Source organism: Flavilitoribacter nigricans DSM 23189 = NBRC 102662 (assembly GCF_002646595.1).
In the GTDB taxonomy this organism is placed as follows: domain Bacteria; phylum Bacteroidota; class Bacteroidia; order Chitinophagales; family Saprospiraceae; genus Flavilitoribacter; species Flavilitoribacter nigricans.
This window is the reverse complement of record NZ_PDUD01000037.1, coordinates 102,065-116,168: the sequence shown is the minus strand read 5'-3', so window position 1 is coordinate 116,168 and position 14,104 is coordinate 102,065. Positions and strand designations below refer to the sequence as shown.

Annotated in this window: 8 protein-coding genes; 4 read left to right on the top strand and 4 right to left on the bottom strand. The window is 51.4% G+C overall.

Annotation, left to right across the window (positions count from 1 at the left end; genetic code table 11):
- Positions 1-22: 22 nt before the first annotated feature.
- The 4 genes from CRP01_RS30715 to CRP01_RS30700 all read right to left on the bottom strand — a co-directional run bounded on the left by CRP01_RS30715 (position 23) and on the right by CRP01_RS30700 (position 8,736).
- Complete coding sequence (locus tag CRP01_RS30715; RefSeq protein WP_099153904.1) at positions 23-1,858, bottom strand: arylsulfatase; 1,836 nt, start codon at positions 1,856-1,858, stop codon at positions 23-25.
- Positions 1,855-3,669 (bottom strand): DUF5060 domain-containing protein, encoded by a 1,815-nt coding sequence (locus tag CRP01_RS30710; RefSeq protein WP_099153903.1) that lies wholly within the window; start codon positions 3,667-3,669, stop codon positions 1,855-1,857. The genes CRP01_RS30715 and CRP01_RS30710 overlap by 4 nt, the downstream gene beginning before the upstream one ends.
- 139 nt (positions 3,670-3,808) lie before the next feature.
- A complete protein-coding gene (locus CRP01_RS30705; RefSeq protein ID WP_170110611.1) occupies positions 3,809-5,596 on the bottom strand; it encodes a RagB/SusD family nutrient uptake outer membrane protein in 1,788 nt (595 codons plus the stop codon).
- A gap of 26 nt (positions 5,597-5,622) precedes the next feature.
- Entirely contained in the window at positions 5,623-8,736 is a 3,114-nt protein-coding gene (locus CRP01_RS30700) for a SusC/RagA family TonB-linked outer membrane protein (protein ID WP_099153901.1), read from the bottom strand.
- Positions 8,737-9,048: 312 nt separating this feature from the next.
- On the opposite strand from CRP01_RS30700, the gene CRP01_RS30695 reads away from it, so the two are divergent.
- The 4 genes from CRP01_RS30695 to CRP01_RS30680 all read left to right on the top strand — a co-directional run bounded on the left by CRP01_RS30695 (position 9,049) and on the right by CRP01_RS30680 (position 14,074).
- Complete coding sequence (locus CRP01_RS30695) at positions 9,049-10,674, top strand: hypothetical protein (RefSeq protein WP_099153900.1); 1,626 nt, start codon at positions 9,049-9,051, stop codon at positions 10,672-10,674.
- A 226-nt stretch (positions 10,675-10,900) separates the two neighbouring features.
- On the top strand, positions 10,901-11,917 hold the full coding sequence (locus tag CRP01_RS30690) for a zinc-dependent alcohol dehydrogenase (protein ID WP_099153899.1): 1,017 nt from the start codon (positions 10,901-10,903) through the stop codon (positions 11,915-11,917).
- Positions 11,918-12,093: 176 nt separating this feature from the next.
- Positions 12,094-12,858 carry an SDR family NAD(P)-dependent oxidoreductase gene (locus CRP01_RS30685; protein WP_185154582.1) on the top strand — a complete coding sequence of 255 codons (765 nt, stop codon included), beginning with the start codon at positions 12,094-12,096 and terminating at the stop codon, positions 12,856-12,858.
- 94 nt (positions 12,859-12,952) lie between these two features.
- The gene (locus CRP01_RS30680; RefSeq protein WP_099153897.1) at positions 12,953-14,074 is read left to right on the top strand and encodes a mandelate racemase/muconate lactonizing enzyme family protein; all 1,122 of its coding nucleotides are present in this window, start codon (positions 12,953-12,955) and stop codon (positions 14,072-14,074) included.
- The last annotated feature ends 30 nt before the right edge of the window (positions 14,075-14,104 follow it).

Genomic DNA, 14,104 nt, shown 5'->3' with positions numbered 1-14,104 from the left:
CCTCCGGAGTATAGCGTCCAAATCAGGGATGTTCCGGACCGGTTTCCAAAAAGCGGATATAAGTGTAATACACGCCATATTGCTCCCGGCCTTCAACGAAGTCATTTACGAGTAAGGTTTTTCCTTCCTCCAGGTATACAGTGAAGACAGCAGCCTCCTCCCTCCCCAATATGATCTGTTCGTGCAACTGATTGGCAATACTGATCCTGGCCTTTTCCGGCTTAATGATCCGGTAATCGAACAGTCCCTTGGGATTTTTGTCCGGAACGCCGTGCAAGGGCCCGGGACATTCCTTCGGCCAGCGTCGGCAGGCGATTTTATACCATCCGGCCCGGTCAACACGCAGCGCATGGGTATTATTTGGATTTTTCAGGCCTTCGGCCACCTGTTGGGCTTTCCAAATGCCTTTCCCTTCGCCAATGGCATGCTGAATGGTAAGCTTTACCTCCGGCTGGTGCTCATTGCCAATCACGGTCACGGGCATTTCGCGGTAAGTCGGTTGCCGCATGCTGGTACTAATAAAACGGTCATTATCCTGTAAAATGGACCGGACCATTACCGGAAAATCCTCCGCCCGGTCGGTATCCTGATGGCGATCCCGTTCTACGTCGTAGAGCTCGCGGCCATTGATCAGCCGCCATTGATCCCGCATCAGGCAGGTCTGTTCTGTCGCCAGAGGAGGCCGCCAATCCTGACGATGGTGAACAAAAACCGTTCTATCCGGCAAACGTTCCGTATTACGCAGCAGCAGGGAGGAAAGATCAAGGCCGTCCAGTTGCCCGGTATCCGGCAGATCTAGCCGGCACAAAGCAGCCAGGGTAGGGTAGAGGTCGATATGGGCACTGAGTTCGCCGATGTCGAGTCCTCCCCGAATATTCCCGTCCGGCCAGCGAATGAAGAACGGTACACGATGCCCGCCGTCGGTTGCATCCCCTTTCCGGCCGCGAAAGCCCTGATTATATCCCAGTTCGCCGTCCCGACTCATGCCGCCACTGGAACCATTATCCGTCATAAAGATCAGGATGGTATTGTCCAGCAGTTCCTGATCCCGGAGAAATTGCCCGAGTTTGCCAAAATTTTCATCAATATTGGCGATCATGCCGTAAAAGTCTGCACTGGGAATTTGGTTTCCTTCGAGTGGTGCGTAGGGCGCAGCGTAGTTTTCCGCTACGATGAAAGGATCGTGCGGAGCATTGGTAGGCAAATACACAAAGAAGGGTTCCTCTTTTTTTGCTTCCATAAACTTCATGGCTTCCCGGAACCAGACATCCGTACAGTATCCCACAAAGGACTGCGGCTCATTATCTACATAGTAGACGTCATCGAAATAGCTGTTTCCCCAATAGTCGGACAACTCGCCCACCCCACCGGCTTTGTGGTGGATTGCCCGCCCGAAGCCCTTATCTGTAGGCCGAACCGGGTAATTATCACCGAGATGCCATTTACCGAAAATCCCGGTGGCGTAACCATTGCGCTGAAAGATCTCAGCGATCGTTGTAATGCCCTCGGCGAGCGCATCGCGCCCCTTATAAGTCGCCCAGGTACCATTTCGGATGGGATAGCGGCCGGTCATGAGAGCAGCCCGGGTGGGGGTGCAGAGTGGGCTCACATGGAAATTCGTCAGGCGGATCGCGTCGGCATAAAAAGCATCCAGATTCGGCGTTTTTAACCAGGGATTCCCGTGGCATCCCAGATCGCCGATCCCCTGATCGTCGGTCAGCACTAAAATGACGTTGGGTGGCCTTTCGGATGCCGATTTCAAGGTGCAGCTAAGCAGGGAAAGTATTACCAGCGGGCCAATCCATCCAACTTTCCTGATTTGCTCCACTGCATTGGATATTCGAGACTGGTTTTTCATGGTTGTCTTTTTATCCACAGTACCCAATCCTGCTTCCGCTCTGTCGGCGGCCATCCGGGATCCAGGCTACCGGCGGCGGTGATTTGCTGCGGCGATCCGATGAACCGACCATTTCGGGGATTAAACCAGCGGATCATGTAGGTACCGGATAATTCCGGGATGATCGTCTTCTGCTTTGTTCCCATTTTTTGAAAAACGACCAGTTCCTCGGTGCCGGCAGCCAATACAAAATCATCGTTTGCGGTTAGTAGATCGTTCGGCTCCATCTTCCAGTAAGGGATCCCGTTGTCTCCAAAAAACGACAGCGCATACACGCACTGATCCCACATTTTATCCCGGCTGCGCCAGTCTTCGCAAGTCAGGTCGGAGTGCTCATGTTCGTAACCGAAGTACCATTCGATGCCCCAGGCGCCGGCCATCAAGGCTCCCCAAAGTGCATTTTGCCGGGCATTGTCGTGTTGCGGATTGATCTTGTCGGGCACCAGCGAGTACCGGTGATCACCGGGTTCGTCCACGGCATTGGCCCAAACCTTTTTGGCCGCTTTTGCCAGGTTACGCCACCGCAGCACACTGCCGTGTACATTGGCAAAATCCTCCCGGTTGGTTTGAATCGATAGTCCCGTATATTTTGATTCCGGCCCGAGCAGATCATAAAATGCCTGTCCATTGTGGATCACGACGTGGTGCCGGTACGGATCATTATCGTAGAAAAAGCGGGCACAGGCCAGTCGTTGGGTAGTGGTTTGCCAGGGTGTCACATCTTCCTTCATCCAGCGACCGTTCTCTTCGCCGATATTCCAGTTGAGGGCCAGGTGGTGACCGAAGCGGGCGATCAGTTCGCGATAGTACAGCTTGCGTTGCGGTCCCAGATCGCCGTTATCCAGCAAGCCCTGGTTTTCCGCCTCGGAAGTTTTAAAATGTAGAAAGTGTCCCAATTGATCGGCATGTTCAAAGATAATCTCCCATTGATCCAGTTTAGAGATATCCATCCGCTCGTAGTTGTCGTAATGAACATAGGGAAAAACATTGCGATCATCCCCGGCGATATTCAGGGTGAGAAAAGAGAAAGCATTGAGGCCCTTTTCCGCCAGGTAATTGATCCCGCCGATCAGGCCCTTGCCCTTACCGTTCTGCCAGCTGGGATCTCCCTCCCGCCAGTCGGCTACGTGTGCTTCCCATTTTTTTATAAAGTCATCCCGGTGACCGTCCGTCTTGAAATTTCCGTCGAAATCGGCGTAAGCCAACAGGTTCTCGGGAGCGTCCACTCCGGCCTTGAGGAAATATTCGCCGGTTTCGGCAAATTGCAAATAGGTCTGGTGCACGAATTGCAAACGACCTTTCCCCCGAAGATCCCGGCCCCGTTTATCGGTATCGGCAACGGTAAACTGCCCCCTTAATCCATCCATAAAGCCACCGCTGATACCCGGCAACTGCTCCTTCGATACGGCTACATTGGGGCCTTTTCGGAAGAAAACTTCGTATTCCCATGTCCCTGTTTCATCCGGTGCAAAGTGGACCCGCCATTGATCCCCCCCGGTAGCCGACGTCTCGCCGGCCCGACCGTCTCCGGCAAAGTATCCCGGAACGATATAAGTTTTTGGGCCGTAGCGGAAAACGACATTCAGCCGGTAGTTCAGGAACGGATTGTAGGTATGCATTTCATCCGTTTCGGGTCCGGCAAAGCTAAGTGTGACTTTGTGCCATTTCTTTAATTCGCCACTGATGCTCACCTCGGAACGACTACTTTCGGATTGAGCCGGCAGGGAGATATTCAGGGCATAGATCAGACACCAGCCCAAATAGAATCTCATAGATCACGGTTTAAATTCATGTGAAGTAAGCAGGCGATCGGGCATGGGGGGAGACCGATTGATCTTTCGGCCTCCCCGTACCCGGATTTACAGTTGGTCATTTTGTCTCGCCGTGTAGGTATTTTCTTTAACGGAGAGGCTAGTAACCGGGGTTCTCCACCAGATTAGGATTATCCGCGATGCGGCCCAAACCCAGTGCATAGTAATAATTGCGTTCCGGATGAAGGCGCACCCTTCCCTTGTCACCGTGTTCCATATTCAGATAGTACATGCCCGTATCGTAGTCCTTGATCCAGGTTGTTTTATGACGCGGTTTATTATCCAGTTCCTCCACGGCAATGCGCCATCTTCTCAGATCCCAGAATACGTGCTCTTCAAAAGCCAGCTCCACCTGTCTTTCCTGACGGATCTTATCCTCGGTAATCTCCTCCACGGATAAGCTCGGCATGCCCGCCCGGTCTCTGACCTGATTGAACACATCGGCCATATCGCCGTTGGGGTCTCCCAGATAGAAGGCAGCCTCTGCATAGTTGAGTAAAATTTCGGCTAAGCGGATGATGATCCAGTCCGTACTTGAAGCCGTGGCATCGGGCGTGGCGGGATTGATGTGCTTTCGGCGTAACAGTCCTGTCGGATTATTACCGCCGGCGTAAGCATGTCGGGGATGACAGGCCCCGGGAAAACCGTCCGAACCGGGAATGATGAAGCCCGATTGTTTAGAGGTAGTTTTTCGGGTGCCGTCCGCCGGATCGGTGTATTGGGTACTGGTGTGAAAATATACCGGTTGACCTTTGAAGGTCGACTCCGGGTAAAAGATCCAGGCCCGGAAGCGCGGGTCTCGTTCCCCAAAGAAGCGGGCGGGATCGAATGGCGTTTCGCCGTCGTACATCGCTGGGTCCATTTTGCCGGAGGCGCCGTCGATAAAATCAAATTTCTCCATCGTTTCCAGGTAGACCGGATAGTTGGAATTCCAGGCGAATCCAAACCCGGCCGGTGTACCGGTAATATCGAAAGCATGGCTCTTACCGGCTTCAAATTCGTATTTTTCCACAAAGATCGCTTCCGGATTGCCCGTTTCATCCAAAAAGAGGTCGATCAGGTTTTGCACCTTATCCGGATTTTTCTGATACAGTGAAAAGGGGCCGTTATCCATAATTTCCCGCGAAGCGGCCATCGACTGCTGGTAGTAGCCCACAGCATCGCCTGAGGGGAACCCCAGTAATCCGTTGAGCTGTTCGGTTCCGAACCGGGCCACGCTGGCGGCATAAAGCATCGCCCGACTTTTTAAGGCCAGGGCGGCCCACTTGCTCGCCACACCGGTCTCTTCAGCACTTTCCGACAGGATCGCTGCAATCGCATCCAATTCCGAACCGATGAAATCGTATACTTCTTTTTCGGAGTTTCTGGACACGAACAATTCCGACTCGGAAGCATCGATATCCAGGGCCTCCGTGACGATCGGTACTCCACCGAAACGCTTAACCATTTCGAAGTATTCCCAGGCCCGGATGAAGCGGGCTTCGGCCGACTTTTGGGTCACAAATTCCGGATCGAGGGTAGTAGATCTTCCCAGGTTCCCGATAAGCACGTTGATATCTCTGATATTATCGTAAGGCCAGTAGTCGAGCAGGCGGGCGCCATTTTCGTCGTAGGGTGTATTCGTCACCTCGCCGAAGGCGGCCTGCCAGGGGGCGAAATTCCGGTGTTCTCCCCCCCAGGAATTAATAAAACCCATATTGATGTTGGTCCCACCGGAGGTCATGTGAAACTGAGTTCTGTTGTACAGATCGTGGAGATAGGCATTGACCAGACCTTCATCCTCGAAAACAACGTTTTCGGAAATAATATCAGTTGGTGTGAGTTCGAAAGGATCTTCGCAGGAAAAGATCGTACCCAAACCCAGTATTAAGAAGAATAACTTTTTCATATTGGTAAGCTTGTCTTTTGTATTGATCATAATGAAATCCTTAATCCGAAAGCGACCGATCTGGTAATCGGCAGGCGGTTGGTCGGGGAGCCGGGCTGAAACTCCGGATCGAACGAGCGGTCGTAAATCCCGAGATTAGTTAGCAACAACAGATTCTCACCCGCCACATACACCTCGGCCTGCTTGATGCCCGAATTGCCGAGTACCGTGTTGGGCAAGGAATAGGAAAGGTTGAGGTTTTTGAGTCGAAAGTAAGTCACGTCCTTCACCCAGAAGTCGGAATTGCGATTGTTGTTGAAACTTGGAGACTGGGAAGCGGCCGGCAAGGCTGCATCGGGATTGATGTTAACGGACGGATTATTCGGATCCGGCTGCCATCTCAGGTCGTAGTGGTAAGTCAGCGGAATGGACTGATTACTAAACATGGTCCGGGCAGCACCGCTGATATTGATCGCAAAGCGGGAAGCCCCCTGGAGCAAAGCACTGAGTCGAAAGTTTTTGTAGGACATCCCAATGTTCATCCCAAACACCATTTCCGGGATACCCGTAGCGAAGGCGATCACGTCCTGATCACGGAAAGTAATGATTCCGTCGCCATCCAGGTCTTTGTATCTGATATCGCCCGGTCGCAGGGTGAGGTTCTCATTATCATCCTGAATAACCGGATGATTGTCGATCTCCTGCTGGGACATAAAGATGCCGTCCGCTACATAGCCGACAAAGCGGTTTACGTTTTTTCCATCCAGTTCAAATAGTCTCTTTTGATCAGGGTCTTCAAAGGCTTCCTGGCTCTTCACTTCCAGCCATTTGGAACGGGCCAGTGAAAAATTAGGAGCCAGCTCTATGCGGAAATCACCGATACGCTCCTGATAAACGGCGGATATTTCTATACCCCGATTATCCTGACTATTGATATTGACCACCGGTAGATTTGCGCCAAAGGTAGAAGGAACGTCTTCGATATTCTGCGCGATTATCCCCTCCCGTTTGCGGTAAAACAGTTCGGTTTCCAGTGACAGTTTGCCGTTCCACAGGCGGGTTTCCAGGCCGATGTTGTAAACCGTCATTTCTTCCCAGGTGAGCAGTGGATTGACCAGACCTCTGGTCCGGATAGTCGGTTGTGCCACACCATCCCCCAGAATGAACGGATCCTGCAGTTCAAATCCCGTCAAATAATCAAAACCAGTAAGTCCGTTAGCGGTATCGTCTCCCAGTTGAGAATAAGACGCCCGCAATTTCAGAAAGTCGACGGTGCTACCCGTTCCCAGATTCAGGTCTTCCGAAATCACCCAACCGGCAGAGAGACTGGGGAAATACCCCCATCTGGTTTGCGGGGAGAACAACACGTTACCATCCGCCCGAAAGGTAGCTTCAAAAAGGTATTTATCCTTAAACGAATAATTGAGTCGACCCACATAACTTTTCCGACCGATATCCGATCCCGAGAAGCCGTTATTGGTCTGATTATTCTGGGAGCCGATAAAGAGTTCGGGAATGGCAAAGGACAGTAGATCCAGTCGGCCGGCACTGAAATTACTGAACTTCCTGGTGATCTGTTCGTACAGGGCTAATGCCTTGATATCGTGATCGCCGAAAGTCCGGTCGAAGGTCAGAGACAGCAGCGGATAGAACTGAGTTCTCCGGAACTGGCTTTCCGAGATGGACGACACTCCGCGCTGGGTAGCCTGGTACAGATAGGTTTCCGTTTCCGGTTGGTATTCGTACAGATCAGTAGGCTTTGCAAAGGACTTTATCGCCCGGTTGTATCTGGTGAGGCCCACTTCAGCTTTAGCCGACAGCCCGGTAACGAACGGCAGATCGTAGTTAATTCCCAACCTTCCCTGGATCACGTCCTCATCCCGATCCCAAAAACCGGCATTGGAACGCTTACTGGTCGAGATCGGATTTCTCTGGGAAAATCCGGAAAATGCTTCTCCGATCGACGGATCGGGCAGCGAAGTCGGAAAGGTCGGGCGGGTCGTGGCGAGCTCTACCATTAGGGCGTCGATATTATTACTTGGCCTTTCCGTCTTTTCGAAGCGGTAGGAAAGGTCCAGGTTAAAGCTCAGGTTGTCATTGATCCGGGCGTCAATGTTTGATCTGGCGTTATATCTGCCGTAATCATAATCCCTCGATCTGAAGTAACTTTCCTGATCCATGTATCCGAAGGAAGTAAAATACTTCACATCTTCGTTACCACCGGATACGCTCAAATTATGCTGGTGCATCGGGGCATTGTTCTTAATTAGCCCATTGATCCAGTCTCCACCTTCGTATCCCCGCTCCTTATTGGCAAATTTCTGTAAGTCCTCTTCGGAGAAGGTGGCATCCAGTCCGGCTCCGTCCAGCAGATCGGATTCCCGGACCAACTCAACGTATTGGGTGGTATTTACCTGTTGAAAAAGCCTGGAGGCCGACATTGAGGTATAACTACCATTGTAAGTAATGCGGGCCGGGCCTTCCCGTCCCCGCTTGGTCGTCACCAGGATCACACCGTTCCCCGCGCGGGCCCCGTAGACAGCCGCAGCGGCATCTTTGAGTACCGTAATGGATTCAATGTCATTCGGGTCAATGCGGTCAAAGGAAGCCTGGATACCATCCACCAGTACGAGCGGTGCTCCGGCATAACCCCGGATGCGGATCTGCGTATTTTCCGAGCCCGGCAGTCCGGAATTCTGCCGTGTCATTACTCCCGGCACCCTACCCGCCAGCAGGTTTGCCGAGTTGGCCACGGGAACGCTGGTCAACTGCTTATTGTCGATCGAAGCGACCGCGCCGGTCAGGGTAGATTTTTTTTCCCGTCCGTAGCCGACCACCACTACTTCATCCAGCAGGGCGCCTTCGGACAATTGCAGGTCAATACTACTACGTCCCTGGGTTTCGACCGTCTGGCTCTGGTAGCCGGTATAACTAAAGGTAAGACTGGCGTTCTCCCCGACGGTCAGTTCGTAGGTCCCGTCAAAATCAGTAACGGTACCATTATTGGTACCCGCCTCCATGATATTTACTCCGATGAGCGGATTACGGTCGGTATCCGTTACCAGGCCGCTGATGCGCTGCTGGCCGAACAAGCCAGTCGTTACGCACAAGCCAAAAAACAGCCATAAAATTTGCTGCAGATGAGTTCGATGTCTTGTCATGATCCAAATTTTTGCTGAAAAAGTTTCGATTGTGAGTGATAAGACGGTGCGAAAATTCTGGACAATCCCCCTTTTGGCGATGAGTTTGAAATCACGACTTAGGAGAAGCCTCGTGGTGCATTTCCAAAATTTTCTAATGCACTTGTGTTTAAAATCAGGATAAAATTAGGTGAGCATAGGGCAAATTCCATATTTTCCTACTGGACAAAAACTGGACAACGGAGAAGTAATATGCCCGGACTACGGTTGGAGTCTGTTTTTAGCCGGATATTTGACAACACCTATATTTTCTGGGGTTTTCAATAAGAAATCATGAAAAAAAGTACCGGACAGATGCGATTTTTCCTCTGGACAATTTGCTTACTATTTGTTTTTTCCGCCAGAACCGCCGATGCTTCCGAAGATTCGCTGGGGTACATCCGTTTGGCCGCAGCCTCCAAATTGAGACTGGAGTACCCGGATAGCTCCATCAGCCTGTTAAATGGTCTGTACGAAGAATTTATGGCAAGCCAGGACACTGCAAAAGCGATCCAGGCCCTGCTTAATCTGGCAACCGATTACGGTAATATGGCAAACTATCGGGCTTCTTATAATCATTTGTGGAAAGCGCTCCTACTCGCGGATGAGGGCCGGCTGGATAATTTAAAGGTGCAGATCTACCGCAGGATCGGTCGTTACTACGCATTCTACAAGCGGCGTGAAAAAGCCCTTGGTTTCCTGAATACCGCATTGGAACTCCAAAAATCGCTGATCGCAAAAGGGCAAATGGACAGCGCCGCCCTTACCCGTGGCTATCTCTCGTTCTGCACTACTTTCACTGAACTGGGAGAATATGAGCTAGCGCAAAACTACCTGGACAGTTGTTTCCTGTACTACAAAACGGAGGTCAACCGTAGTATACGATTACCATTTTTACAAATGCAACAGGCCTTTATACAGGTGGAAACCGGTCAGGAGAAGCAGGCTATTCCCGTAATAGAATCGCTGCTTCCCTGGTTCGAGCAGCAATTACCCACTTACCAGGTGCTGATCTACAGCTTTCTCGGAGACGCCTATCGTGCCGGAGGAAATTACGCTAAAAGCGAATGGTGCTATCAGGAATCCTTGAGGTGGTCCCGGTCTACCCACAGTCATCTGGATTTTTCGGTATTGGTTCACGAAAAGCTGGCCAGGCAGTATGCTGATCAAAGAAATTTTCGTCAGGCATACCTTAGTTTAAGGACGGTTGACTCTCTGGACAAGCGCTTTTTCGACAGCCGCAGTGCCTACAATATTCCCTTGCTGGAGATTCAGGATGAGTTTCGAAACGCCATGGAGGCACAGGAGCAGCTATTGAAAGAAAACCGCATCGCCCAGTTGGAGCACGAGAATAGGGTCCGGTTTTTACGCAATATTATCATATCCGTTCTATCCGGCTCTCTGATCCTGTTCGGCATCCTGTTTTTCTACTATATGCGACACAAGCACCGGGTAGAGAAACGTGTGATCCAGCTCGAAAGGAAAGCCGATAAGGAGTTGCTGAATATGAAAAACCGGGAGCTGGCTACTTCAGCTTTGAAACTTTTTGAGAAAGATAAATTTCTACAGGATCTAAAGGCACGGGTGGCCGGAAAAAAGGAGACGATCAGTCTCCAGGAGATCAAACAGCTGGTGCGAAGGGGAACCTCCGGCAACACAAATGCCTGGAAGGCCTTTGAAGCTCAGTTCGTTGCCGTGAATAATGGATTCTACCAGGAACTCCGCACCAATTATCCCGATCTGACACCGGGAGAACGAAAATTGTGCGCCTTAATCAAACTGAAACTGACGAGTAAAGAAATAGCGGGACTCATGCACATTTCCGTAGACAGTGTCCATAAGTCCCGTTACCGACTGCGCAAAAAACTAAGCCTGGATAAGGAAATTGACCTGACGGACTTTATGAGCAATATTAACTGAGGTAGGCCGCTTTGTACCCGAAAGTCGTGTTGATCGCCGAGAGTTGCCAAATTTGCCCGAATGGGATTTACCGGTACCTGTTAAAACCGGTCTTGTCTAGTTATTGTCCAGAAAGATTTTGAGGTTTTCCCCGGGGGTACGCCCAATTTTGGGCTTGAAAATAATGAGCAGGTGCAACGGCTGTACAAATAAATTTTAGAAGCCGGCTAACACTAATCGACAATTGATGAAAGCAACATTTTACCAGGGAGATCACAAATTTTCAATCAGCGAAAAATCAATCAGTGATCCCGCTGAAGGGGAAGTCCGAATCAAGGTAGCTTATTGCGGCATCTGTGGTACAGATGTGCACATTTACCACGGTATGATGGATAAACGGGTGAAGGTGCCGGTCACGATCGGTCACGAAATGTCCGGAGTAATCGACGCGGTAGGCGCCGGTGTGAGTGATTTTTCAGTGGGCGATAAAGTAGTGGTCCGTCCCCTGGATGATCGCGGGGCGCAAGCTTCGGACAAGGGGTATGATCACATCTGCCAGGACCTGAAATTTATCGGTATTGACAGTCCGGGGGCGATGCAGCAATACTGGAATGTACCGGCTTTCACCCTGCACCGGCTAAGGCCGGAAACGGACCTAAAGCTGGCCGCGCTGGTGGAGCCCTTGGCAGTGGCCTGCCACGATGTGCGATTATCCGGGTTAAAGGCAGGAGAAGTAGCCGTTGTACTGGGTGGTGGCCCCATTGGCTTGCTGGTCGCTCTGGTGGCCCGTGAAACCGGAGCTAAAGTCTTTATTTCGGAAGTTAACCCCAGACGTATCCTACTGGCCCGTGAGCTAGGTTTTTCAGTGATCAACCCCGCGGAAACGGATCCGGTCGCCCATCTAAGGGAAAAGACATCCGGTTTCATGGCCGATGTCGTCTTCGAAGTAGCCGGAGTACAACCTACTCTGGATATTATGACCGAATTAGCGGGCATCCGCGGTCGGATCGTCATGGTGGCCATTCACGGGCAGCCGAAGCCGATCAATCTTTTCCAGTTTTTCTGGAAAGAACTGCAACTGATCGGCGCACGGGTCTACGAACGGGAAGATTACGATCAGGCGATTGAGCTGATCATGAAAAACGAACTCCCCTTTGCCTGCCTGATCACCCGGGTAGCGCCGCTCACATCGATCCAGCGGGTATTTGAGGAGATAGACCGGCAACCGGACGGCATGAAGGTGTTGCTCGATTGCCAGACGTAATCAACCTAGGTTACAACGATAAACGTCAGGGCTGACAGACCGGACAATAGCAGGAATGCGGTCGGACGGAGGACCGGTGGACCTGCTTACAATCAATGAGATCTACAAACATCAAAGAATTTTGCAGCCCCTAATTTTCGACATAACGCCTACAAACTTTAAAAAATATCATGAGCATACTGGATCAATTTAAGTTAGACGGTAAACTGGCTCTGGTGACCGGTTGTAAGCGAGGCATTGGCAAAGCGATGGCCGAAGGTCTGGCCGAAGCCGGAGCAGATATCATCGGAGTTTCGGCTTCACTCGAACCCAACGGCAGTGCGGTAGCGCAGGCCGTGATGGATTTGGGACGCAAATTCACCGCTTATACCTGTGATTTCTCGGACCGGGCAGCGCTGTACGACTTTATCGCCCAGGTAAAAGCGCAGCATCCACCCATTGACATTCTGGTAAATAATGCCGGTTCGATACTACGGGCACCGGCCGCCGAACATCCGGATGAATACTGGGACCAGATCATGGAGATCAACCTGAATGCACAGTTCGTACTGTCGCGGGAGTTTGGGAAGGACATGACGGAGAGCGGATCCGGCAAGATCATCTTTACCGCTTCCCTGCTCACTTTCCAGGGAGGTATTACTGTGCCGGGTTATGCAGCCAGCAAAGGAGCCATTGGGCAGCTGACGATGGCTCTCTCCAACGAGTGGGCGGGCAAAGGGGTAAACGTGAATGCAATCGCACCGGGCTACATCGCCACGGATAATACGGCCGCGCTCCGCGCCAATGACGAACGTAACACCTCGATCCTGGCCCGCATTCCGGCTGGTCGCTGGGGTAGCCCGGATGACTTTAAGGGAGCTACCGTTTTTCTGGCTTCCCGGGCTTCGGACTATATGAATGGAGCTGTAGTTCTGGTAGACGGCGGATGGATGGGGAGATGATGATCCGATACTACGATTATGGGATGCTATGATTTACCAGATAGTTGATCCTGAGACCTATCGGAATACATCCCTCTTAAAAAAAATGGCTAAAATGAATACCAAGATTAATAAGATAGACGTACACCTATTTCAGATACCGTTGCCCGAAGTACTTTCGGATGCCAAACACGGCGATCATCACTTCTTTGAACTGATCACCGCAACCGTGCATTTAGAGGATGGCTCGGAAGGTACTGGTTATACCTATACCGGTGGGAAAGGCGGATATTCCATTAAAGCCATGATCGAACACGATCTGGCTCCGGCTTTGCTGGGTAAAGATGGGAAAGAAGTTGAATCCATTTACGATTTTATGGAATGGCACATTCACTACGTAGGGCGGGGCGGTATTGCGTCCTTTGCCATTTCGGCTATTGATATTGCGTTATGGGATCTACGTTGCAAACGGGCCGGCCAGCCACTGTGGAAAATGGCCGGAGGAGCAGCGGATCGTTGCAAAGCATACTGCGGAGGCATCGACCTGCAATTCCCCCTGAAAAAGCTGCTTGGGAACATCCGGAGCTATCTCCAGCGGGGATTCAATGCCGTAAAGATCAAGATCGGCCGGGAACATCTGGATGAGGATTTGGAACGGATCCGGGCCGTAAGGGAGTTGATCGGCGACGATGTCACCTTTATGGTAGACGCCAATTATTCTATGACCGTGGATGAGGCCATACAGGCAGCGGAAGCATTCCAACGCTATAATATTTACTGGTTCGAAGAACCCACCATCCCGGATGACTACCAGGGGTACGCTAAAATTGCGGAAGCTACCGGAATGCCGCTCGCCATGGGAGAAAATTTACATACCATCCACGAGTTCGGATATGCCTTTGAACAGGCTGGATTGTCATTTATTCAGCCGGATGCCTCGAACTGCGGTGGGATCAGCGGCTGGCTGCAAGTGGCGGAGCAGGCCCGTCGCTACGATATACCGGTTTGTTCGCACGGTATGCAGGAACTACACGTCAGCCTCGTGTCCGCCCAGTCGAATGCCGGCTGGCTGGAGGTACACAGTTTTCCGATCGATGCGTATACCGTACGGCCGCTGGTAGTAGAGGACCATCTGGCCGTAGCGCCCAGTGTACCCGGTATTGGCGTAACTTTCGACTGGGAAAAGCTGGAGCAATATGACACTGCCGGTAACGTGAAATTTCAGGGTATCATCTGAGGTGGCGGAACATTATTGGCAGCATCCCTC

Excerpts from the sequence above, each read along its gene's own strand:
- CRP01_RS30710 (WP_099153903.1), bottom strand. The coding sequence starts at position 3,669 with ATGAGATTCTATTTGGGCTGGTGTCTGATCTATGCCCTGAATATCTCC.
- CRP01_RS30700 (WP_099153901.1), bottom strand. The coding sequence starts at position 8,736 with ATGACAAGACATCGAACTCATCTGCAGCAAATTTTATGGCTGTTTTTT.
- CRP01_RS30715 (WP_099153904.1), bottom strand. The coding sequence starts at position 1,858 with ATGAAAAACCAGTCTCGAATATCCAATGCAGTGGAGCAAATCAGGAAA.
- CRP01_RS30705 (WP_170110611.1), bottom strand. The coding sequence starts at position 5,596 with ATGAAAAAGTTATTCTTCTTAATACTGGGTTTGGGTACGATCTTTTCC.
- CRP01_RS30690 (WP_099153899.1), top strand. The coding sequence starts at position 10,901 with ATGAAAGCAACATTTTACCAGGGAGATCACAAATTTTCAATCAGCGAA.
- CRP01_RS30680 (WP_099153897.1), top strand. The coding sequence starts at position 12,953 with ATGAATACCAAGATTAATAAGATAGACGTACACCTATTTCAGATACCG.
- CRP01_RS30695 (WP_099153900.1), top strand. The coding sequence starts at position 9,049 with ATGAAAAAAAGTACCGGACAGATGCGATTTTTCCTCTGGACAATTTGC.